Annotated in this window: 21 protein-coding genes; 9 read left to right on the forward strand and 12 right to left on the reverse strand. The window is 48.2% G+C overall.

Annotated elements, in window-relative coordinates; translation table 11 throughout:
• Positions 1 to 56: 56 nt before the first annotated feature.
• The 5 genes from ACYVEA_RS24660 to ACYVEA_RS24680 all read left to right on the forward strand — a co-directional run bounded on the left by ACYVEA_RS24660 (position 57) and on the right by ACYVEA_RS24680 (position 4,020).
• The gene (locus tag ACYVEA_RS24660; RefSeq protein ID WP_461116093.1) at positions 57 to 1,535 is read left to right on the forward strand and encodes a two-component system sensor histidine kinase NtrB; all 1,479 of its coding nucleotides are present in this window, start codon (positions 57 to 59) and stop codon (positions 1,533 to 1,535) included.
• 316 nt (positions 1,536 to 1,851) lie between these two features.
• Positions 1,852 to 2,064, forward strand: a complete 213-nt coding sequence (locus ACYVEA_RS24665) for a DUF2188 domain-containing protein (protein ID WP_461116094.1) — start codon at positions 1,852 to 1,854, stop codon at positions 2,062 to 2,064.
• Positions 2,065 to 2,095: 31 nt separating this feature from the next.
• A complete protein-coding gene (locus tag ACYVEA_RS24670) occupies positions 2,096 to 2,512 on the forward strand; it encodes a four-helix bundle copper-binding protein (protein ID WP_461116095.1) in 417 nt (138 codons plus the stop codon).
• A 173-nt stretch (positions 2,513 to 2,685) separates the two neighbouring features.
• Positions 2,686 to 3,189 carry a pyridoxamine 5'-phosphate oxidase family protein gene (locus tag ACYVEA_RS24675; protein ID WP_461116096.1) on the forward strand — a complete coding sequence of 168 codons (504 nt, stop codon included), beginning with the start codon at positions 2,686 to 2,688 and terminating at the stop codon, positions 3,187 to 3,189.
• Positions 3,190 to 3,291: 102 nt separating this feature from the next.
• Positions 3,292 to 4,020, forward strand: a complete 729-nt coding sequence (locus tag ACYVEA_RS24680) for a DUF3891 family protein (protein WP_461116097.1) — start codon at positions 3,292 to 3,294, stop codon at positions 4,018 to 4,020.
• 86 nt (positions 4,021 to 4,106) lie between these two features.
• Here ACYVEA_RS24680 and glgX read toward each other — a convergent pair whose 3' ends face one another.
• The 5 genes from glgX to ACYVEA_RS24705 all read right to left on the reverse strand — a co-directional run bounded on the left by glgX (position 4,107) and on the right by ACYVEA_RS24705 (position 8,282).
• Positions 4,107 to 6,221, reverse strand: coding sequence for a glycogen debranching protein GlgX (gene glgX, locus ACYVEA_RS24685; protein ID WP_461116098.1), 2,115 nt, complete (start codon positions 6,219 to 6,221; stop codon positions 4,107 to 4,109).
• A gap of 142 nt (positions 6,222 to 6,363) precedes the next feature.
• Positions 6,364 to 6,825, reverse strand: coding sequence for a ferritin-like domain-containing protein (locus ACYVEA_RS24690; protein ID WP_461116099.1), 462 nt, complete (start codon positions 6,823 to 6,825; stop codon positions 6,364 to 6,366).
• A 114-nt stretch (positions 6,826 to 6,939) separates the two neighbouring features.
• The gene (locus tag ACYVEA_RS24695) at positions 6,940 to 7,287 is read right to left on the reverse strand and encodes a DUF3140 domain-containing protein (protein WP_461116100.1); all 348 of its coding nucleotides are present in this window, start codon (positions 7,285 to 7,287) and stop codon (positions 6,940 to 6,942) included.
• A 2-nt stretch (positions 7,288 to 7,289) separates the two neighbouring features.
• Positions 7,290 to 7,502 carry a hypervirulence associated TUDOR domain-containing protein gene (locus tag ACYVEA_RS24700; RefSeq protein ID WP_461116101.1) on the reverse strand — a complete coding sequence of 71 codons (213 nt, stop codon included), beginning with the start codon at positions 7,500 to 7,502 and terminating at the stop codon, positions 7,290 to 7,292.
• A 27-nt stretch (positions 7,503 to 7,529) separates the two neighbouring features.
• Positions 7,530 to 8,282: an OmpA family protein gene (locus ACYVEA_RS24705; RefSeq protein WP_461116102.1), complete on the reverse strand. Its 753-nt coding sequence runs from the start codon at positions 8,280 to 8,282 to the stop codon at positions 7,530 to 7,532.
• Between the two features lie 439 nt (positions 8,283 to 8,721).
• Between ACYVEA_RS24705 and ACYVEA_RS24710 the strand changes: the two genes are divergently transcribed.
• A complete protein-coding gene (locus ACYVEA_RS24710) occupies positions 8,722 to 9,921 on the forward strand; it encodes an alpha/beta hydrolase family protein (RefSeq protein WP_461116103.1) in 1,200 nt (399 codons plus the stop codon).
• Here the strand turns inward: ACYVEA_RS24710 and ACYVEA_RS24715 are convergent.
• Genes ACYVEA_RS24715 through ACYVEA_RS24725 form a run of 3 tightly spaced genes read right to left on the reverse strand, consistent with a single transcriptional unit; the run spans position 9,905 to position 13,057 of the window.
• The gene (locus ACYVEA_RS24715) at positions 9,905 to 11,023 is read right to left on the reverse strand and encodes a hypothetical protein (RefSeq protein WP_461116104.1); all 1,119 of its coding nucleotides are present in this window, start codon (positions 11,021 to 11,023) and stop codon (positions 9,905 to 9,907) included. The genes ACYVEA_RS24710 and ACYVEA_RS24715 overlap by 17 nt on opposite strands.
• A gap of 46 nt (positions 11,024 to 11,069) precedes the next feature.
• A complete protein-coding gene (locus ACYVEA_RS24720; RefSeq protein WP_461116105.1) occupies positions 11,070 to 11,741 on the reverse strand; it encodes a response regulator transcription factor in 672 nt (223 codons plus the stop codon).
• Positions 11,738 to 13,057: a sensor histidine kinase gene (locus ACYVEA_RS24725; RefSeq protein WP_461116106.1), complete on the reverse strand. Its 1,320-nt coding sequence runs from the start codon at positions 13,055 to 13,057 to the stop codon at positions 11,738 to 11,740. The genes ACYVEA_RS24720 and ACYVEA_RS24725 overlap by 4 nt, the downstream gene beginning before the upstream one ends.
• Positions 13,058 to 13,290: 233 nt before the next feature.
• Here ACYVEA_RS24725 and ACYVEA_RS24730 point away from each other — a divergent pair, with 233 nt between their 5' ends.
• A complete protein-coding gene (locus ACYVEA_RS24730; RefSeq protein WP_461116107.1) occupies positions 13,291 to 13,683 on the forward strand; it encodes a DUF1573 domain-containing protein in 393 nt (130 codons plus the stop codon).
• A gap of 100 nt (positions 13,684 to 13,783) precedes the next feature.
• On the opposite strand, the gene ACYVEA_RS24735 is transcribed toward ACYVEA_RS24730, so the two are convergent.
• The 4 genes from ACYVEA_RS24735 to ACYVEA_RS24750 form a co-directional block, all read right to left on the reverse strand.
• Positions 13,784 to 14,866, reverse strand: coding sequence for a peptidoglycan DD-metalloendopeptidase family protein (locus ACYVEA_RS24735; protein ID WP_461116108.1), 1,083 nt, complete (start codon positions 14,864 to 14,866; stop codon positions 13,784 to 13,786).
• 122 nt (positions 14,867 to 14,988) lie between these two features.
• Positions 14,989 to 15,954, reverse strand: coding sequence for a thioredoxin-disulfide reductase (gene trxB / locus ACYVEA_RS24740; protein ID WP_461116109.1), 966 nt, complete (start codon positions 15,952 to 15,954; stop codon positions 14,989 to 14,991).
• A 199-nt stretch (positions 15,955 to 16,153) separates the two neighbouring features.
• On the reverse strand, positions 16,154 to 18,202 hold the full coding sequence (locus ACYVEA_RS24745) for an OmpA family protein (protein WP_461116110.1): 2,049 nt from the start codon (positions 18,200 to 18,202) through the stop codon (positions 16,154 to 16,156).
• Positions 18,157 to 18,822 (reverse strand): 7-carboxy-7-deazaguanine synthase QueE, encoded by a 666-nt coding sequence (locus tag ACYVEA_RS24750; RefSeq protein WP_461116111.1) that lies wholly within the window; start codon positions 18,820 to 18,822, stop codon positions 18,157 to 18,159. The genes ACYVEA_RS24745 and ACYVEA_RS24750 overlap by 46 nt, the downstream gene beginning before the upstream one ends.
• A 370-nt stretch (positions 18,823 to 19,192) precedes the next feature.
• On the opposite strand from ACYVEA_RS24750, the gene hisG reads away from it, so the two are divergent.
• Positions 19,193 to 20,053, forward strand: a complete 861-nt coding sequence (gene hisG / locus ACYVEA_RS24755) for an ATP phosphoribosyltransferase (RefSeq protein ID WP_461116112.1) — start codon at positions 19,193 to 19,195, stop codon at positions 20,051 to 20,053.
• 77 nt (positions 20,054 to 20,130) lie between these two features.
• Positions 20,131 to 21,420 (forward strand): histidinol dehydrogenase, encoded by a 1,290-nt coding sequence (gene hisD / locus ACYVEA_RS24760; RefSeq protein WP_461116113.1) that lies wholly within the window; start codon positions 20,131 to 20,133, stop codon positions 21,418 to 21,420.
• Positions 21,421 to 21,445 lie beyond the last annotated feature (25 nt).

Genomic DNA, 21,445 nt, shown 5'->3' on the forward strand with positions numbered 1-21,445 from the left:
ATACTGGAACGAGATAATGTTTTCCCGGTAGGGCTCATGGTTAATTAGTCATAGTTATGATACCTGTTGCAACAGCACTTGATGTTACTGAAGACAAGGAAACAATCAGCGTCCTGCTGATTGAGGACGATGAAGATGATTATTTACTCACGAAAGCTTTGGTGTCGGTACGGGAAAATGCCTCAATCAAACTCGATTGGGTCGATAGCTATGACCGGGCGCTGACAACGATTGAAAACGATAAATATGATGTCTATCTCGTTGATTATCGCCTGGGTCATCATACGGGAATAGACCTGATTCAGGAGGCTTTTCGGATGGGGTGCCGGGCGCCTATGATTCTGCTTACTGGTCAGGATGATTTGACCGTAGACAAATCGGCTCTTGAACTTGGCGCTGCCGATTATCTGGTAAAAGGACGTATTGATGCCCAGCTCCTCGGCCGCAGCATTCGCTATGCACTCCGCCAGGCTAGTGTGCTGGCCGAAGTTGCCAGTAAAGAGAACAAATACCGGACGCTCTTCGAACGGTCGATCGACGCAATTTTTGTAGCAACCGAAGATATGCGTTTTCAGGATGCCAATTCATCGGTTGAGCAGCTGTTGGGCTACAACCGGGAAGAGCTGAGAAACCTGAATCCCGCGCGTCTTTTTGCTGATCTGAATCAACTACGAAAGCTACGTTTTACCGTGCGCGAACACGGCCAGATTAAAGATTTTGAAACAATCCTGATTCAACGAAACGGACGCAAACGGATTTGTCAGATTTCCGTTTGGGAGGTGGAGGACAGGGTAGGCCAGCCCGAATGGTATCAGGGGATTGTTCGCGATATCACCGACCAAAAGAGGGCGCAACAAGATCTTATTCTGGCTGAAAAATTGACAATGACGGGTAAAATTGCACGTAGCATTGCCCACGAAGTACGTAACCCACTCACAAATTTAAGTCTGGCGCTGGAGCAGTTGAAAGACGAGTTGGACACGGATAGTGAATATGTTACGATGTTTACGGACATCATTGGCCGTAATGTGGACCGTATTGGGCAGCTTATTACAGAAATGCTCAATTCCTCCAAGCCGCGCGATTTAGAACGCAACAAGCAGGATTTCAATATTGTCGTTAAAGAAACGCTTCAGTTAGTCAGTGATCGTATTAAGTTAAAGCGTATGCGGCTCGAAACAACGTTCACCATCGAAGACTGTTATACATTGCTTGACCGGGATCAGGTCAAAACCGCCTTGTTAAATATCCTGGTCAATGCCGTTGAAGCCATGGAAGAAGGAAAAGGAGTGCTGGCGGTCAAAACAAACTGCACGGACGACAACCGGGTATATGTTGAAGTTAGCGACAATGGGGGCGGCATCACAGATGCTGATCGCCAACGGTTATTCGACCCATTCTTCACCGGCAAATCGGGCGGGATGGGCTTAGGGTTAACGGCAACGCAGAATATCATCAACAGCCACAAAGGATCAATAGAGGTAGAAAGCAAAGTAGGGCTGGGTACTACGTTCCGATTATACTTCCCAAGATAAAAAAACGGGGCTAAAGCACCAGGTACTGCCGGGCAACCCCGGCGAAACGTATGATTCCACAGGAAAAACAGTCCTATCTATGTATGGGACTGGTTTTTTGTGGAATGTATATGTGTAAAAATATACCCACCTACCTTCACAATTTCCACAAATGGCCTTTACGTATCATCACCTGATACTATGGAGAAGTAACTAGTAAGTTTCATAACATGTTGAAAAATAGGCCCTTGCTACAGCATTTTATGTAATCAACAAGCTCTTTGTAGAAATGGCACAATATAAGCTACTAGTTAAGTAACACCCAACTACTATCCTTATGTGGTCTATCACTCACTTTCCGTCAGCCATGCGATCGCTGAATCCAAGCGTTCGTGCGAAAGCAATTGAGATTGCCAATCAACTGCTGGAGCAGGGGAGTTTGGATAAACACAGTGTGATCATGCACAGCGTCGACGAAGCACGTCGCTGGGCTCGCTGCGAACGCTCCAATCTACAGTGGCCAGTTGGAAATGTGCAACGCTACGTCTAATTAGACCTTATTATACAAACCATTTGCTGCCATGATCTGGAAGAAAAACATTTATGATTCGCTGACAAGCTGTGCCGCACTTTGCAATGAGTTTGCTACAGAATGCTCTACTTCAGACGATATTGAGACGTATTACCGAAGCATCTTTCTAAACCTCGATTGCGCTGACATGTGTCGTAATCTGGCTATGCTCTATGTACGGGGGTCTGAAAATGCATATCTGTTGGCCAAAGCCTGCATAGAAGTGTGTGAAAAATGTGCTGAAGAAGTCAGTCAGTTCACTTCTGATCGCAGTAAACAAGTATACGCTATATGCCAGCAAACAATCTGTAGCTGCATTGGTATCATTGATATGGGTCCCCGAACCGAACACGAGTCCCGGAATCCAGCTGTTACACCTGCATCGCTATTCTACGGAATTGATGTACGGGACACACTCATTAATTAAAAAAAGTTCGAAAACGTAGTGCTTGCAACAACAGACCGTAGAGAAGACAAATAGGTCCGAAAAGCGGGCATTGTTTAATGATAATGTATTGATTAAACCTTTGCGTTCTCTGCGGTTTTTTGTTGCGGGTTACAGTATATAGTCGATTGATTGACAGAAAATTTCTCAACATTATGGAAACCACAACATTGGATAATAAACAGTTGGAAAAACTTCGTGATATGATCGAGGATATTCGTATCGCGATGATGACAACTGTTGATGAACAGGGTAATCTGGTAAGTCGCCCGATGGCTGCTCTTCAGGTTGACGAAAATGGCACAGTTTGGTTTTTCACGAAGCGTTCGTCGCCCAAAGTCGACCAGATTGATAACAACGAGAACCGCGTCAATTTGTCGTTTGCGGATGTAAGCGATGCTACCTACGTATCGGTGTCAGGCACTGCTCAGGAGTTAGACGATCGGGCGAAAGTAGAAGAGCTCTGGAATCCTCAGGCAAAAGCGTGGTTTCCAGACGGGAAAGAAGATCCGGATTTAATCCTGCTGAAAGTGCATATCGATATGGCCGAATACTGGAATGCGAGTGATAGCACCATGGTCAGGCTCATACAACAGGCAGCTTCTGTTATTACGGGAAATCCACCAAAAATGGGGGAGAATGTAAAAGTTTATAATTAAAACAGAAAAGTCCAGCATACGAAAGGGAGAAATGGATGGAGAGGGTAGATAAACCTTCTTCCCATTTCTCCCTTTCGTATGCTGGACTTTCTTACTTTTTCTATGATCGTTACACAAATAGATACCGGCTGGCAACTTATTAACCAGCAGGCACATGGATTACTTGCCGTACAGCTTGCTTTACACTGGCGAGTGGACAAACGACCCGTTCACTGGGTAGAAACGTTGATAGCATTAACGGAACATGATGACGGGCAAGACGCCTGGGAGGGACGGAATCATTTGACTACTGCCGGGGCTCCACTAGATTTTCAGCTTCTGGATTACTCCGTAGAACAATGCCGTAAAATGATTCAAATCGGCTTGCAAAAAAGTCGGTGGAATGCGTTGCTTATGTCTATGCACACATCCTTTCTATATGAGCCAAAAAGAGGCACCGATAAGGCGCTGGATATATTTCTGGATCAGCAACGTACCAATCAGACTAAATGGCGAAAAGAAATTAGAGCGTCGAAACCTGAAGCTGAATATGCCTATGCATTTCTTCAGTGGTGTGATGCGTTATCGCTGGTTCTGTGCATGGACCGCATTCCTCCCGAAAGTCGGCGGCTGGAGGTCAGTATAGGTCCGGATTCAGTTCCCTATTATATCCATGAGCGAACGGATGGCTCGTTAGGTCTGGAGCCGTGGCCATTTGATGTGCCAGCGGTTGACGTACATGTCGAATCGTTTCAACTGTCGCAACTGGTCTTCAAAAATGATAAGGAACTGTATAATGCCATTCAGGATGCGCCCATCTTACTAAAAAAGTGGACGTTTAGCGACGAGTAAGCTGTGAAGGCCTGGTGTCCTGATAAGGTCTATTCTGTCCTGCTGACCAGTATGATACGCTAAGTCAGCAGGACAAAAAACGCAGTTTATTTAAGGCGAAGTAGCATAGATGACCGAGCTGGCACGTCTACCGCATGACCTCCCTTTATCAATTCACTGCTGGGGTAAACCTTACCGGCGGCTGTGTCTACAATAATTTCCCAGGATGAACTTTTACGGCCAATTTTTGGCAGTGAAAAAGAAATATCTTCCCAGTAAGCGTTCAGAATCCAGATCAATTGCTCATCGCCAATGTCCTGACCGTCTTCAGTCTGCTCCGTTACGCGAACTCCGTCAATAAATAAACCCAGGCAGTGTGTACCCGGATTTTCCAGGTCGTCGGTGGTCATTTCGCCCCCTTCAGGCAGTAAAAAGGAAACTTGTTCACTCCCGAAGAATTTCCGTCGGCTTAACAGCGGAATATCCCGACGAAGGGCGGTGAGCTGACAGGTGAAATCGAATAAAGCCTGCTGCTTTTCGCTCCATTGCCAGTCCATCCAGCTAATCTCACTATCCTGGTTATATCCATTGTTGTTGCCGTATTGCGTTCGACCATTTTCGTCGCCCATAACAATCATGGGTGTTCCCTGACTCAGCAACATCGTCGTCAGGAAATTACGCTTCTGGCGCTCCCGGGTCTCGTTAATGAGGGGGTCATCAGTTGGGCCTTCAGCACCGCAGTTCCAGCTTAAGTTATCATTGGAGCCATCGCGGTTGTCTTCACCATTAGCTTCGTTATGCTTCTCGTTGTAACTGACTAAGTCATTAAGCGTAAAGCCGTCGTGAGCAGTTATCAGATTGATGCTGTTGGCTGGAGAACGACCATCGTTGGCGTAGAGATCAGGGCTACCCATAATTCGGATAGCGGTTTCATTTGCTTTTCCATCGTCGCCTTTCCAGAAAGATCGGAGTGTATCCCGGTATTTTCCGTTCCATTCCGACCAGCGGACCGGGAAGCCCCCTACGTTATACGACTGAATATCCCAGGGTTCGGCAATGAGTTTAACCTGAGCCAGGATAGGGTCCTGGGCTACCGTGTCTAAAAACGACGATACGCTCCCGAACTCTTCATCGGTACGTATCAGCGCCGAAGCCAGATCAAATCGGAAGCCGTCGACGTGCATATCCGTCACCCAATACCGCAAACTGTCCATTACCAGTTGTAAAACCCGTGGATGGCTTAGATTGAACGTATTGCCGGTGCCCGTATAATCCATGTAGTACTCCGGACGATCGCCAACCTGATGGTAATAAATCCGGTTGTCGATGCCCTTGAACGAAAGCGAGGGGCCAAACTGATTGCCCTCAGCCGTATGATTGTATACTACGTCCAGAATCACTTCAATACCTGCTTTGTGCAGATCTTTAACCATCTGCTTGAATTCTGTCACCTGCTGACCAGCCATTCCGGCGGAGGAATAGGTGTTTTGGGGAGCAAAGAATCCAATGCTGTTGTAGCCCCAGTAGCTCTCATCGGTGAATTGATGTACGGGCAACAGTTCAACAGCTGTAATACCCAGTTTTTTTAGGTATTCAACACTTTCTGTCGAACCGACACCTGCATAGGTCCCCCGAATTTTTTCAGGCATGGTAGGATGGAGGTGCGAGAACCCTTTTACATGCATTTCGTAAATGACAGACCGATGCAACGGCGTATCGGGGGAAGCATCCTCTTCCCAATCGAACGCTGGATCGACTACTACACACTTGGGCATCGTTGCACTGCTATCTTCTTTACTTATTGTTAGGTAGCGGTCGTCGGATGGATTTTTATAATCATAAGCAAGCCACGAATCATTATGAGTGACAGGCGCGTTGATAGCGCGGGCATACGGATCTAACAGTAACTTATTGGGATTGAAAAAGTGACCAGCCTGAGGATCATACGGGCCATCGACCCGAAATCCGTAAAGTTGCCCGGCGTGTAGATCTTCCAGATAAATGTGCCACACCAAATCTGTCTGTTCCTTCAATGGAATGCAGGCGATTTCAATAGTAGGATCAGCCGAGTCATACAGACATAGATAGACGGCTGTTGCATTTTCACTAAATAGGGTAAAGTTTACACCTTCGCCATCGTAGGTAGCGCCAAGTGGATAGGGTTTGCCCGGCTTTGACTGGATAGAATCAGAAGATAAATCAGTTTTTATTTGTTTACTCATAACGTGTCACGTAGCTGTGGTTTTGTGTGATTTGTACACTTTCCTTCTAATAACCGTGGGTGAATTAAGATTGTTTTCGTGCACATTTCGACACAAAAAAGCCTGCCCCCAACGGAGGCAGGCTTTCCAATCCCACCATTCACTACACTACCAATGCCAAACGAGCCATCGTCGAATTAGCCGATTCGATGCTTTGTTTTTGGCGAAGTAACAGCTCTCGGGTGCTGGCCACCAGATCAGTTTCCTGAAGTACAGAATTGTATGCGTCAAGGGCTTCCTGATCACCTCTATGACACTCTTCTACAGTGGCTTTGTCATCATCCGAAGAGAAAGCAGATTTTATATTTATCCAGGCGCGGTGCAAATCAGCAGCAAGGCTAGTGCCTGTGTCAGGATCACCCCCTAAGGCCCGGATTTCGCGATCTAGTTCTTGAGAAAATTCTGACCGCTGGCGCGATTGCGTCAGAAACAGACTTTTTAACTCGTTATCTTTTACGTTCTCTGAAGCTTCCTGATACCCTTTTTCGGCATCATGACTACGTGTTAGCAGTCTGCTTAACTGGTCAAGAATTTCACTTCGTGTTGCTTTTACATTCGTATCCATAACGTTGTTTGATTTGATCAGGTGTTAGTTAACAAAAACAGGTACTATTTATAGTTGAGTAAATCAGAAAGGGCAATCTCGATAACTGTTGCTTAAATATTGTCTGGACCAGACTTACTTTCTCTCAGGATTGTGCCCCCAATTTTTTAAGGAATATTCCCAATTCGAATCGGCAACATGATCAGGTCGTTGCGCACTGTGACGTTTGACGTAGCTGACAACTTTGCTCATGTGTTCATAATCACTGTCTGATAAGTCGCTGGTCTTCTTGCTAAGAATATCAATGATACGATGACCGGACTTGTGGCCTATCGATTCATTATCACTATCCTTAACTTGTCCAACAGATTTTGACTCATCCGTCTTCAGCCATTTTTCAAGTTGTGAAGCCGACATATTAACAACGCTGTCAAAATCCTGCCTGATGGCTTTTTTTCGGTCTTCGTCAAGATTTGTTGCCATGTCTACTTTTTTGTTACTTCACTGGCTGACTTTACTATTTTCTTGCTGCCTTGTTTGATCACCAAAGCTGGCTCTTTAGCCGAACCTTTACGTTTGACAGTGGCTCCCTGAACGGTCTTCTCAATGTCGTTTTCATGAACTTCGGAGACTTTGCCTTCGGCTTTACCTTTTCCGTAGTTCCAGGTTACATCATCTCCTTTCTTTACAGTTGCCATTGTCTGCGTGCTTGCTTTGTTGAAAAATTAATCACCTAGTTTACCATCCTTTGCATCCTGCTGCATTTTTTTATTCGCAAATACAGCAATATCTACACGACGGTTTTTACGACGGCCTGCTTCAGTTGAATTGTCGGCAACCGGTTGCGCTTCCCCATAGCCTTTCTCATCGACCCGGGATGTTTTCACGCCCTGCGTCTCAAGAAAATTACCAACTGTTATAGCTCTTTGTTTTGATAATTTTAAATTGTGATCTTCTGGTCCGCTAGCATCCGCATGACCCTCAATCCGTATGTCGGTATCTTCATACTTGTTGAGTGTCTGTGCAAACTCGGTCAACTGTTTTTTGGTTTCTGGCTTCAGGGCGTAGGAGTCCACGTCGAACAGAATATCAGAGCCTAAAGAAATTTTGATGCCCTCGCCAACCCGCTCCACCTGAGCTGTTGGCATCTGACGTTTTATTTCTTCGGCCTGCTTATCCATCCGGCGGCCGATAATGGCACCTCCGGCACCACCGACCGTGGCGCCTAGTATAGCCCCCAAAGCCGTGTTACCTTTTCCCTTACCGAGCATGGCACCAATGACGGCACCACCTGAAGCGCCAACAATAGCTCCCTTCTGGGTCTTGTTTAGTTTACTCTTGCTCGTCTTATCTTTAGATGCCTGGTTTACAGCCTGAGCTGATGATTTGCAACTCGTCAAAACGTTACCTGATAGAATACCGGCGACTAAAAACATCGCTAATGGTTTCGTTCCGGCTGATTTCAACTGATAATTCATAGTGTTGTGAATATTTGGTACTATCTATAGACAACCAAACTCTATACCAGTTTAACGATTCGATAGTCCGTAAAACGCGATCGTCTTGGTAAGTATCTATTTACCAGTTATTTATATATGGAAAAGATGGTGGTGTAGCTCTAGAGAAGAGTACTAAAAACGATTAATCAGATAGAGTAAGCGGGAAGTGTGGTGCCTATTGTTGTGGAAGCAGTTCCCCAAATAGTTAGCTAATGCTTACCCGGCAATAAACTTAGTTGGGCATTCGTGGGCAAAATCTTTCCTGAATTTTGTACGGTACTTTTAGTTTTTATCGTTTAACGTACTGATTTATAAATATTTATATGTATGAATTATTGGACAGGCTCCTTGCCCGAAATAAACGAAAAGAGTCGGGAGAACGTTAAAATTATATCAGCTACATTGATTATTCACCTGCATGTTATTAGTTAAAACAATCCTTATATGGCTTCTGATCGGGGGCCTGGTAATCGTTGCGCCTACTGGTTGCCAGCAAACCAACGTCGACGAACTTGTTACACCTACGCCCAGTCGTATATTGGTTAGCAGCTCTCTTATTGGAGAATACTCAGTTGATCAGCTCCGGAGTCGCTATAGTGGCGTCAATGCTGCACTTCAGCTTTTCATTCGCAACCCGATAAAAGCGTACCGGCTGGAATACACAACGACCAATTCTGACGGAACAAGCATAAAAGCATCTGGAGCGCTTCTTATTCCAACGGTAACAACGGCAGTGCCGATGCTGAGTATGCAGCATGGTACCATCACGAGTGAGAATGATGCGCCCTCGAACTTTGGCACAAGCAGCGAAGCTTATAGTTTCGGATCGGTATTTGCGTCGCAGGGGTATATCATTGCTGCACCGGATTATATCGGTTACGGGGCCTCTAAAAATCTTCCGCATACCTACGAACAACGTAACGGTCTGGCGACCGCTTCGCTCGATATGATACGGGCATCCCGCGATTTCCTGAACGATCAGAAAGTGAATTGGGATAAACGACTTTTTGTGGCCGGATACTCAGAAGGTGGTTACGCAACGATGTCGCTGCAAAAGAAAATTGAGGAAGAAACCGGTAATGAATTCAACTTGGTGGCGTCGAGTTGTGGGGCTGGGGCTTACGATAAACCAGGCTTTATGAAGCAAATCATCAATGAAAAAACGACAGGTGTTGACTACGTTAACCGGCTCTACGTATGGGTATTACAAACGTATGACCGCATTTACGGGCTCAATCACCCCATGAGTTATTATTTTAAGGAGCCTTATGCCTCGCAGATCACAACCCAGGGAAATGCCGTATCTATTAATGTTAGCCTCAATCAGACGTTCACGGATAGTTTCAAACAGGGCATCAACGACGGCACCGACAAGACGTTTCTAGCGGCCATACAGGACAATGACATTCACGATTGGAAACCTCGTGTGCCAACGCGCCTTTACCATGGAACCGCCGACGAGATTGTGTCCTTTCTGAATTCGCAGAATGCCTACGACGCGATGCAGAAACGGGGTGCAACGAATGTCAAACTCATACCCATACCCGGTGCAACCCACGGTACGGGTGTTATTACGTTCATCACCGGAACGTATGAATTTTTTAGTTCGATACAGTAAGGATCATATAGGCGGCCTGATTGGGATGTCGGGTTTTAGTGCCAACTGTTGTGAGGCCACGGTCATCGTCGCAGATAAGCAGGAGTCGATTGGCGTCTAAAGGAGTTAGGTCTTCGGCTTTGTGGCCAGTTGTGTGTACCGGTTGACCCTGGGCGTTTCGGACAAGCGTGAAGGGTTTATTCGAGGCCAAATCGCCAGGAGAAATTACCCAGAGGTAGGCGTCGAATTGTCCATTATTCTCAAGCGATGTCAGCATCCAGAATCGATTGTGATACGGATCATATTCCAGACTGGACAAGGCCAGGTTTTTAGGCAGGCTGGGTTCCGCTTTGGCCATGTCAAAATCGTTAATGATTTTCCAGTCGTCGTTCAGGCGAATGCGTTCAACATTACCGGTTTTTTCAAGCTTGTAAGATACACTAATGACTTTTGCCTTGTAGGTGAAACTCTCATACGATTTCCCTTCTTCCCGAATTCCAAACAGCAGTTGCTTGTCTGTAGCGGCCAACCCTTCGATCTTGAAATAGGGTATGGCACCGGGGAATTCAGCATTGGCCAGTACCTGCGCAATACGTTGGCGATAGGCCATTGACGTGCGACTCGTATCATCGGGAGCCAGCACATGCGGGTGTTGTTCGTCGCCACTGCGCCAATATAGAATCGTATTATAACTATCCCAATCGTGGCTTCCGGCCTTTACCCGATCAAAACCGGTCGTCAGCAGGACAAGTTGACGATCAGGCGTTTGAGCGAAATCCTCGTACTTGCGGGTAGACGAAAAGATGGGTTGCGTTAAGTACGTTGGGGATTGCGTAGAATCGGCCAGCGTAGAGAGGGTTTTCTTAAAGACCGGACTCTGACCGGCTGGCATATCTTTATCGTTGGCAAACACTACGTTCCTGCCATCGTATAAGACCGCCGAAGCCTCGCACCAAACCGTTTGGCCATTGAGGGCTGTTCCTGCCGCAAAGCAGTTTAGAAACCCTTCTTCGGATATCGAAGCGGTGAGTGGTGTCGCCGGACGGGTGGATAGTCTGGCCGTTTTACAGCCATGAGCAACTAGTAAGGCTGTTAACGCAACGGCAGATAGACGATATTTCATGGGATAGAAGAATTAATGAATAAAACCAGCCTGCAAACTAAACGGATTACTGCCGTAAAACGAATCCTACACCATGCACATTTTCAATACGTAGCGTCGGGTCCTGGCTAAGCCGTTTGCGAAGTCGGGAAATAAATACGTCGAGGCTGCGACCCATAAAATAATCATCATCGCCCCAAACGGTACGTAGCAGCTCGTCGCGCCGGACGAGTGTATTGGGCCGATCGAGCAGGTAAGCCAATACATCGGCTTCGCGTTGGGTGAGTGTTTGTGTTTGGTTGTTGACCGAAAGGGTTAAATTCTGTCGATTAAGAACCGTATTTGTGTGCAGAAAGGGTTCCGTATGTGAGGCCGTCCGACGCAGAAAAACATTGATTTTTAGAATTAACTCTTCAACGCTGAACGGCTTGGTCAGATAGTCGTCAGCGCCGAGCCGTAACCCTTGTAATCGGTCATTTTTATCCGCTAATGCACTCAAAAACAGGATCGGAATTTGTGTGTTTATAGCCCGTATCTGGCGAGCCAGCGTAAAGCCGTCCGTTTGCGGGAGCATGACATCGAGCAAACACAAATCAAAATGCACGGCCTGAAAAGTAGCCCACGCATCAGTTCCGGTCGTGCAGTGCGTCACCTCGAACGGCACATTTTCGAGCGTGTCGCGAATCACAAAGCCGAGGTTGATGTCGTCCTCAACAAACAGAATATGTGCATGTATCACAGGCGGAATTGTGAAAGGGTAAATGAGCGAATGAGTGAATAGTTCTGCGTCAGCTTTTCGCTCATTCGCTCATTTACCCTTTCGCTCTTTATTTCAAACGTACTGCCCTGGCCAGGTTTGCTGGTAAGTGTCAGACGCCAGCCGTGCGCCCGAACTACCTGTTGAACGTAGTAGAGTCCTAATCCAAACCCATTGACATTGTGCGTATGGCCAGACGCTACGCGAAAGAACTGACGAAAAACCGCTTTTTGGTGCTCCGGCGCAATACCAATGCCGTTGTCGCTAACTGACCAGATTAGCTGTCCGTGGTCAAGTCGGGTTTGCAAAATAACGCAGGGGGTTGTGTTGCAATACTTTATGGCGTTATCGATCAGGTTAGTAAGCGCCGTTTCCAGGTGATAACCGTCGGCTAGAACGCTGGCGTCTGACGCCGTTAAGTCAAGGGTTACATACGCTGCGAACCGGTCCGCAACGGTCCTCATAATTTCGTGTAAATCGACGGCTGTTAGGTCGAGAACGAATCCAGTACGTTCCGAACGGGCCAGCTGGAGTACGCTGTTGATCTGTTTTTGTAGCCGTCGGCTCTCTTCTCCCAACACTCGGGCGTATTGCTTCAATCGGTCGGGTTGCTGGATGATCATGTCGGATTGCAGTACGTCGGCAGCGATGCGAATGGTGGAAACGGGTGTCTGGAGTTCGTGGGTGATGTTATTGATAAAATCACGCTGCACCTCTGTCAGGCGTCGTTGCTTCAGTACGACACTGAGCGTATACCCAAAGAAAATGACAACCAGCAACACCGCCACCGTTGACCATAGCCAGCCACTCAATTGCCCCGCAACAAAACCCGTTTGGTTCGGAAACCGAATGCCAAAGTAATACGTATAGCGAGGGAATTTCGGCAGGTTTTTACTCTTGATACCTGTCTTCAGCGGGGTCGAGCTACTCGTGCTCACATAAGCCCCGTAGATCATACGATCGGTTTCACAATTGTAGATACCGTATTCAAAATCAGTAATAAGGTGATGCTGCTGAAGCGATTTCTGTATGAAGGTTTCGAGCGTAACCGGATCAATTGGGGCATCGGTATTAACGATAAAATAGTCGGCCGAAAGCTGAGTGACCGCGTAGCGATTGATGATAAACTGATTCAGTCGGGCAACCTCATCGGCCACATCCTGCAAGGCAATAAAGGCAGACTGCCGAAATTGCCGCTCGCGTAAGGCGTAGGCATTACGCACCCAAATCGCCTGCACCGCGAGGATGCCGATGATTGACAGGACTGAGAGCACGACCAATAGACGTAAGCGGGCCATATAATTTACTGCGTGAATGATAGACTTGAGAATGGTTTCAATCCGCATTTCAGGCAGTAAAGTACGTATTATTCATTCACTCAAAGAATGACGTACTGGCTAATTTCTACTACGTTAACAACTCATTAACAAACGTTAGGAAGCGCTTAACAAGGGTGCTGGAAGGAGTGGAGTAGGTTTGTACTGTCGCTTAGGTGAGCGGTTCTATAAACCTTGTCAAACGTAGTTAGTCTATGAAACGTATCCTGTTTTTCGCTTCTCTTATGCTGTTGACGGCTTCCATCGCTATGACTGTCCCCACGGCACTATTCAATTGGAAAACGACAACCCACGATTTTGGTCGTATTCCGCAGGGGAAACCCGTTACGGTAGAGTTTACTTTTTCCAACAAAGGCGAAGTCCCACTTCTCGTCAGTAATGCTAAAGGTTCCTGCGGGTGTACCGGCGTCGACTGGCCAAAAGCGGCTGTGTTGCCTGGTCAATCGGGAAAGATCAAGGCGACGTTTAATGCGGCTGCCCTTGGGGCATTCAGCAAAACCGTTACAGTCGAGTCAAATGCCGAAGGTGGTTCGCAGACGCTGTCTTTCAAGGGAGAAGTTGTGAAAGACGCTGTCGCAGCGCAATAGGAAAGAGGTTGAAAATTCCTAAACAGAAACACCCGGAAGCATTGTTACTTCCGGGTGTTTCTGTTTGTGAACGTAGTACGTTCTCTTTTTTAGAATAAGCCTAATGCACGCGCAGCTTCTGCCCTGGCCGCAGCCGTGAGCCAGATATGTGATTTTTACGTTTCAACGATGCGACTGACATGCCATATCGGTCGGCAATAGAGCTAAGCGTTTCGCCCGAACGTACCCGATGCAGCACGGTGCGTTTGATTTTCGGTTTAAAGTCGATTTCTGCTGAAGAGGACGATGAAGACAAACTTCTTCCCCCACGCAGGTAATCCCAAACGGAAGCTGTCAATAGAAAGTGATCAGAATTAATGGTATTGTCCGGAAATGTATAAATATTTAGCGGACTAAATGGATTGCCTTCGTAACGCGTCTCAAAATGTAGGTGTGGCCCGGAACTACGGCCCGTGCTGCCGCCTAAACCGAGCTGGTCTCCAGCCTTGACAAGCTGACCGGTCTCGACAGTTTGCTTGGACATATGCCCATAAAGCGTTTCGAGGCCATTGTAATGCCGAACCAGAACATAGCGACCATAGCCATTCCCATCCCAGCCAACCACGCGTACAATACCATCAAACGCAGCATATACAGGGTCGCCAGTTTCCAGATCGAGGTCGGTGCCGGTATGCCAGCGTCCCCAGCGGAACCCGAAATTCGAGGTCATCTTCCCTTCGGTTAGCGGTGCCGACCAGTAGCGGTTGGCAGTCGGGTCATACAGCTTTATATCAATGGCTTCGTTGAACTCCAAAGGATTGATGTTGTATGGATCGACGGTGCGCGAATCCCAGACAGCGTAGTAATCGGCGATTTTAACCCATTCGTTCCCAACCAGCACAGAATCAATTACTTCAACAACATTGGTTTCTCCCTGGTCAATCTGGCTGGTGTCTTCACTAACAACCGGGTTTAATTCTTTTTTCGGTTCAAACTGGCTGTTATAGCGCAGTTGAGTTTTTTCCTGTTCAAACTGGTCGTCCGCTTTTTGAGGCTGATCAACGACGGGGGCATTTGGGGTAGGCTGATTTTTTGGGGTAATGCGCAGGTTATTTTTGAATCGTCCGCGCTCCTGAGCTTGTGCTGTTACGGTCAAACACAAACATCCAATGGCCAGCAGCCACTGCATAGCGGTTTTTCTCATCGTAGATGAGTTTACGGTTTATGGTTTACAGTTTTCAGTTGGCTGGCGCGAAAGCAATCCACACGCCAGCCAACTGAAAACCGTAAACCATAAACCGTAAACTATATTTTTTTAATTAGTGATCAAATTTCTTCAGCCTGCATTTCCAGCGTGACCAGATAACGTTCAGCGTCGAGAGCGGCCATACAACCGGTTCCGGCCGCAGTGACAGCCTGACGATAGATGTTATCCTGAGCGTCTCCGCAGGCAAACACGCCGGGTATATTGGTTCGGGTACTTCCTTTTTCGGTCAGGATATATCCACTTTCATCCAGTTCGAGAAAATCCGAGAAAATACCCGTATTCGGCGTGTGGCCAATGGCCACAAAAAAGCCCGTTACGTCTAAAATGCGCTCTTCGCCGGTTACCGAGTTTTTCACCCGAACGCCCGATACTTCATCGTCGCCCAACACCTCTTCGGTAGACGTATTGTACAAAATTTCAATGTTGTGTGCCGATTGAACGCGTTTCTGCATGAACTTCGAGGCTCTCATCTCATCCCGGCGAACAAGCATATACACCTTCCGGCAAAGGTTCGCCAGATAGCTGGCTTCTTCTGCGGCTGTGTCGCCCGCACCCACAATCACTACGTCCTGACCCCGGAAAAAGAAGCCGTCGCAAACGGCACAGGCTGATACACCCCGGCCATTGAGCCGCATTTCGGAGGGCAGACCCAGCCATTTGGCCGACGCCCCCGTTGAAATAATAACAGAGTCAGCGGTAATCTCGTGTTTGTCGTCAACGATGGCACGGTGGGGATTATCGTGCCCCGGTTGATCAGCGAAAAAAACGTTGGTGACCATGCCGTAACGGACATCCGTGCCAAAGCGACGGGCCTGCGCTTCCAGATCCTGCATCATCTGCGGACCCTGAACACCCTCTGGATAGCCGGGAAAATTGTCGACCTCATTCGTGATCGTTAATTGACCGCCCGGCTGTCCGCCCTGATATAAAACGGGATTCATGTTAGCCCGCGATGCGTAGATGGCGGCCGTATAACCGGCAGGGCCGGAACCTATAATTAAGCACTTAACGTGTTCGGAAGTCATTGCAAGTAGAACCAGGTCGTCATAGAACTGAAAATACCCGTTGCCTGAATCGACGGGGGTATTGGGACAACGTACACAAAATTGAAAAAAATCCCACAGAGAAGCAAAGATTTAGGGGCATGGGGCGCGGGGCATGGGGCATGGGGTAGAGTGCAGAGCTTAGGCACGTTACCCTATGCCCCATGCCCCGCGCCCCATGCTACAACACGCGCCACTCGATTCGCCGGTTCAATTGTCGATTTTCATCGCTTGTATTGGGCGCCAGCGGGCGGGTTTTGCCGTAGCCTATGGCCCGAATCCGCTCTGGTTGAATCCCCGCTTTGGTTAAGTACGTTACAACAGCCTGCGCTCGTTTCTGCGAGAGTGTCAGGTTGGCGGCTGCATCACCTTTGTCATCGGTATGACCCGAAATCTCGATTTTAACGCTCGGATTTGCCTGCAGAAAAGTTGCTAAACGATCCAGTTCCGTCCGGGATTTATCAGCCAGATCGTAGCGACCCGTTTCGAAAAATAAATTATTCAAGGTTTCATTCGCGGTGTTTCCGGCAGAAACAGGTTCCAGCGGCACGCTCAGCGTCATGCCGTCACCTTTCGTTTTCTGGGTGAAGTCGAAAGAAAGACTTTTAAACAAATACCCCTGCGTACTAACGTAAAGCGCATATTCGCCCCCACTGGGTAGTACGGCGGTGTACTGGCCTGTCTGCACGTCCGTCTGCACGCGCGAAACGATCTGATTCGTTTTCAGATCAATTAACTCCACAGTGGCGCCCAGTGGCTTTTTGGTTTTCGCATCTGCTACCACGCCTTTCAGGAAGCTCACCGGCCGCACGCGATCACGTAGTGACTCGGGCAACTCGAAGGTATACAGCCGCGATTTCTGCGATACACCGTCTTTCTGTTCTTCGTATGAATAATAGGCCCGTGTGCCGTTGGCCGACACGAATAGCGACGCCTGATCTTCGGCCGTATTGATTGGATACCCTAAATTGGTTGGCGCTGACCAGACGGTGCCCCGATCCGTTGATTGAACATGATCCGTCTCGTTAGGTCTTGTCACAAACAGGTCATAGCCACCCATACCAATATGGCCGTCCGACGCAAAAAACAGGCTTTGTCCATTGGGGTGAATAAACGGAGACGCTTCGTTGGCGGGCGTGTTGACGGGCACTCCCAGGTTAACGGGTTCAGCCCAGGTACCGTCGGCATTAAGATCGCTCTGCCAGATGTCACGGCGACCCTGGCCACCCGGCCGGTCAGAGATAAAGTAGAGTCGGCGCCCGTCGGCCGACAGAGCAGGTTGCGATTCGTAGAAGTGCGAGTTGATGGTAGGGCCGAGATTTTCGGGACTTGACCAATCGCTGCCCGTTTTTTTGCTCACGTACAAATCGCAGCTACCGAAGCCTTTTCGTCCCTGACAAGCCGTAAAAACCAAGGTTCGGCCATCGGCGGAGAGGCTGGCCGTTCCTTCGTTATCAGGCGTGTTTATATTGGGCGAGAGCGAGACCGGTGGCGACCAGGTTTCCCCATTGAACGTAGCGGTCATCAGGTCTTCGTCGCCTTCGGGTTTCAGGGCCGTAAAGACCAGTGTTTGTTCGTCGGCGGTCAGCACCGGGAAATACTGCGAAGGTGTGGTTTGCAATACCGACGACATCGGTTTGGGATCTACCGCCTGCGGGTGTTGCATTGCTTCCTGACCAAAGCGGGCCGTTTCCAGTTGCCGGGCGATACGTTTGGCCTGCGCGGATTGGGGGGCAAACAACGACTGGAACTTTTCGAGATAGGGCAGCGCATCTCCGTAACGACCCAGCCGAAGTAACGTATTGCTCAGCGCCTGATAGGCTGCACCGGATGTTGGGTTGTCGGGTTTGAGCTGGATAGCACTGCGGTAGGCCGATATCGCCTGATCGTATCGTTTCGTAAACTCATACAACTGGCCGAGTTTCAGGTGGGCCTCCATAAAGTTGGGGTCTTTTTTGACCGCCTGCTCCATGTAGGGTATGGCCTCACTTGCTTTTCGTTCACCAAATAGCTTTATCGACTGGGTGTAGAGTTCCTGCGCTTTTTTATCCTGAGCAAAGAGCAGGGAGCAGGGAGCCAGGAGCAGGGTAACTAGCAGGGAGTAAAGAGTATGGGGCGTTAAGAGTAACGTAACGAAATATTTACTCCATGCCTTCTGCCCCGCGCCCCACGCCCTACGCTCCTTTACGGAATATCCAGGTATTTGTGTGTCTGCAACGAGATTTGCCATTGCGGATTATTTTTTACGTAATCAACGATGAGAGGCAGCATTTCATTGGATCGACTCCATTCTGTTTGCAAAAACAGTTTGCAGTCGGGTCGTAACGCGGGCACGAATGACTCAGCGAAGGCAAAGTCTGATTGGTTATAAATAATTACTTTAAGTTCGTCGGCTTTTCGGTAAATGTCGGGGTTCGGTTTCTTGAATTTCTTCGGCGAAAAGCAAATCCAGTCCCAGGAACCCGTAACCGCCTGACAAACACCTGATGTTTCGATATTGGTTTGAAAACCAGACATTTGTAACGTAGCGGTCAGGGCGGTCAGGTCGTGCATAAGTGGCTCACCACCCGTAATGACTGCCATACGGCCGGGGTGTTGCAGGGCTCCGTCCACAATGGCATCAATCGGTATTTTCGGGTGAATATTGGCATCCCAGGACTCTTTGACATCGCACCAATGGCAGCCCACTTCGCAGCCACCAAGCCGGATAAAGTAAGCCGCCCGGCCTGTATGTGCTCCCTCGCCTTGGAGCGTGTAAAAGGCTTCCATGACAGGGAGGACCATCGTGGTTTCCGCCACTGTAGACTCGGTTGAGGTTGTTATCGTTTGTTGTTTCTGTTCCAAAAGCATATACAAAGATACGGAGTTCCAAGAGCAGACCTATAAGGTTTTCGAAACCTTATAGGTCTGTAAGTCCTGTTAAAATTGTTTATTTGGAGATGAGTATCATCTTTATTCGCTGAAACAATGTCGATTCGATTGCTTTCTGCCTACCTTTGCGCCATGATTTCCCAACGGGCTACTCATTCTCCTTTCCGACATCGTCGCCATCATCGCAGCTGCTAAGCCTGTGCGTCGAACCGTCCCGTTTTTCACGTACTTTTGCCCCTGATTACAAAAGCGGTCGTCCAGCAAATTCGTTTCTGAATGATTCGCAGTAAAATCAACTAGTTACGTGGTGTTTGGCCTACGTCATACATCACACATCATACATCTCTTAATGTCTTCTGTATTACGTATTGCCCTGCAAAAGTCTGGTCGGTTGAGCGAAGATTCATACCAGCTTTTTAAAGAATGTGGTATTCGTTTCGACTACGGTACCGGTAAACTAAAGTCTGTTTCATCAAACTTCCCGGCCGAATTTCTGTTCCTTCGTGATGACGATATTCCCGGCTACGTTGAAGATGGCGTAGCGGATCTGGGTATCGTTGGTGAGAACGTATCGGTCGAAACGGGTCGGCCTGTCGAAACCATTCATAAGCTCGGCTTTTCGAAATGTCGGCTGTCTATCGCCGTTCCGCGCGGCACCGACTGGGTAGGTATTCATAGCCTGAACGGAAAGAATATTGCTACGTCCTATCCCAATCTGTTAGGTAATTATCTGGCCGGACAGGGTGTTCAGGCCAATATTCACGAGATCAGTGGATCGGTCGAGATTGCGCCGAGCATCGGATTGGCCGAAGCCGTTTGCGACATCGTTAGCTCGGGTAGTACGTTGCTAAGCAATGGATTAAAGGAAGTTGAAACCATTTTTCGTTCCGAAGCTATTCTAATTGCCCGGCCCAAACTCGATGCTGATAAACAGGAGTTAGTTGATAAACTATTGTTCCGTATCAAGTCGGTGCAGGCGGCTAAAAATAACAAGTACATTGTGCTGAATGCACCAAATCATGCTCTTGACCAAATCACGTCGCTGCTGCCCGGCATGAAAAGCCCAACCGTAACGCCATTGGCAACGGAAGGCTGGAGTTCAGTACATTCAGTACTTAACGAAAACGAATTCTGGGAGAATATCGAAGCTATCCGGGCCGCTGGTGCCGAAGGCATTCTTGTCATTCCAATTGAAAAAATGATTTATTAAAAAATGATGAATGATGAATGATGAATGATTTGGCTTCGAGCTGTTGTTCATCATTCATCATTCATCATTCATCATTCATGAACATCATCCCTTTTCCCGACCGCGCCGAATGGCCCGCGTTGCTGGCTCGCCCGGTGCAATCAACCCAGCAGATTGAAGTGGCCGTCGCGCCAATTCTTGAGCAGGTACGTAGCGGTGGCGACACGGCTTTGATTGCGCTGGCCCAGAAATTTGATAACGTCGATCTGTCGGCCAGTGGATTGGAAGTCGCTACGTCGGCACTCGATGCTGCCGACGCCCAATTGAGTGATACGTTAAAGGACGCTATTCGGCAGGCGTATCATAACATCCGTCTGTTTCACGAGCGGCAAAAGCAACCAATCGAGAAAATCGAAACCATGCCGGGCGTAACGTGCTGGCGTAAAAGCATCGGCATTGAAAAGGTTGGCTTGTATATTCCGGGCGGAACGGCTCCACTTTTCAGCACCGTGCTGATGCTGGGCATCCCGGCGCAACTGGCCGGTTGTCGCGAAATTGTCCTTTGTACACCCAGTAACAATCCCGCAATTTATTTTGCCGCCAAACTCGTCGGTGTCACGAAGGTGTTCCGCATAGGTGGGGCGCAGGCTATTGCTGCTATGGCGTATGGGACGGAATCAATACCGCAGGTTTACAAAATATTCGGTCCTGGAAATCAATACGTTACAGCGGCTAAAATGCTGATTGCCAAGGAAGGCGTTGCCATTGATATGCCGGCTGGGCCAAGCGAAGTAGCGGTGTATGCCGACGATTCAGCGATCCCCGCTTTTGTTGCTGCGGACTTGCTCTCACAGGCCGAACACGGAGCCGATAGTCAGGTGTTGCTGGTATCCACCAGTAAGAAGCTGATTAGCAGCGTTAATCTGACACTGACAACACAACTGGGCAAATTGTCCCGCCAGACACTGGCCGCAAAAGCCTTAGAGAACAGTAAAATGATTCTGGTTGAGAGTCAGGCAGATGCGATTGATTTATTGAACGCCTATGCTGCTGAGCATTTGATTCTGAGTATCGAAAACGCGGAAGCCGTCGCTGAGAAGATCATCAACGCAGGCTCTATTTTCCTGGGAAATTATACACCCGAATCAGCAGGTGACTATGCGTCCGGAACGAATCACACGTTGCCGACCAATGGATTTGCGCGGGCCTACAGTGGCGTATCACTGGATAGTTTTGTGAAGAAAATTACCATCCAGCATATTACGCCGGAAGGTTTACAGAACGTTGGCCCGGTCGTCGAAGCCATGGCCGAAGCCGAATCACTCGACGCCCACAAGCGGGCTGTGAGTTTGCGGCTGGCCAGCCTGTCGGAAGCAAATCCGGTTTGATTTTGTTATCTTGTTAAAAAACGGG

The sequence above is a fragment of the Spirosoma jeollabukense genome, from assembly GCF_054777855.1.

Excerpts from the sequence above, each read along its gene's own strand:
- ACYVEA_RS24660 (WP_461116093.1), top strand. The coding sequence starts at position 57 with ATGATACCTGTTGCAACAGCACTTGATGTTACTGAAGACAAGGAAACA.
- ACYVEA_RS24665 (WP_461116094.1), top strand. The coding sequence starts at position 1,852 with ATGTGGTCTATCACTCACTTTCCGTCAGCCATGCGATCGCTGAATCCA.
- ACYVEA_RS24670 (WP_461116095.1), top strand. The coding sequence starts at position 2,096 with ATGATCTGGAAGAAAAACATTTATGATTCGCTGACAAGCTGTGCCGCA.
- ACYVEA_RS24675 (WP_461116096.1), top strand. The coding sequence starts at position 2,686 with ATGGAAACCACAACATTGGATAATAAACAGTTGGAAAAACTTCGTGAT.
- ACYVEA_RS24680 (WP_461116097.1), top strand. The coding sequence starts at position 3,292 with ATGATCGTTACACAAATAGATACCGGCTGGCAACTTATTAACCAGCAG.
- glgX (WP_461116098.1), bottom strand. The coding sequence starts at position 6,221 with ATGAGTAAACAAATAAAAACTGATTTATCTTCTGATTCTATCCAGTCA.
- ACYVEA_RS24690 (WP_461116099.1), bottom strand. The coding sequence starts at position 6,825 with ATGGATACGAATGTAAAAGCAACACGAAGTGAAATTCTTGACCAGTTA.
- ACYVEA_RS24695 (WP_461116100.1), bottom strand. The coding sequence starts at position 7,287 with ATGGCAACAAATCTTGACGAAGACCGAAAAAAAGCCATCAGGCAGGAT.
- ACYVEA_RS24700 (WP_461116101.1), bottom strand. The coding sequence starts at position 7,502 with ATGGCAACTGTAAAGAAAGGAGATGATGTAACCTGGAACTACGGAAAA.
- ACYVEA_RS24705 (WP_461116102.1), bottom strand. The coding sequence starts at position 8,282 with ATGAATTATCAGTTGAAATCAGCCGGAACGAAACCATTAGCGATGTTT.
- ACYVEA_RS24710 (WP_461116103.1), top strand. The coding sequence starts at position 8,722 with ATGTTATTAGTTAAAACAATCCTTATATGGCTTCTGATCGGGGGCCTG.
- ACYVEA_RS24715 (WP_461116104.1), bottom strand. The coding sequence starts at position 11,023 with ATGAAATATCGTCTATCTGCCGTTGCGTTAACAGCCTTACTAGTTGCT.
- ACYVEA_RS24725 (WP_461116106.1), bottom strand. The coding sequence starts at position 13,057 with ATGGCCCGCTTACGTCTATTGGTCGTGCTCTCAGTCCTGTCAATCATC.
- ACYVEA_RS24730 (WP_461116107.1), top strand. The coding sequence starts at position 13,291 with ATGAAACGTATCCTGTTTTTCGCTTCTCTTATGCTGTTGACGGCTTCC.
- ACYVEA_RS24735 (WP_461116108.1), bottom strand. The coding sequence starts at position 14,866 with ATGAGAAAAACCGCTATGCAGTGGCTGCTGGCCATTGGATGTTTGTGT.
- trxB (WP_461116109.1), bottom strand. The coding sequence starts at position 15,954 with ATGACTTCCGAACACGTTAAGTGCTTAATTATAGGTTCCGGCCCTGCC.
- ACYVEA_RS24745 (WP_461116110.1), bottom strand. The coding sequence starts at position 18,202 with ATGGCAAATCTCGTTGCAGACACACAAATACCTGGATATTCCGTAAAG.
- ACYVEA_RS24750 (WP_461116111.1), bottom strand. The coding sequence starts at position 18,822 with ATGCTTTTGGAACAGAAACAACAAACGATAACAACCTCAACCGAGTCT.
- hisG (WP_461116112.1), top strand. The coding sequence starts at position 19,193 with ATGTCTTCTGTATTACGTATTGCCCTGCAAAAGTCTGGTCGGTTGAGC.
- hisD (WP_461116113.1), top strand. The coding sequence starts at position 20,131 with ATGAACATCATCCCTTTTCCCGACCGCGCCGAATGGCCCGCGTTGCTG.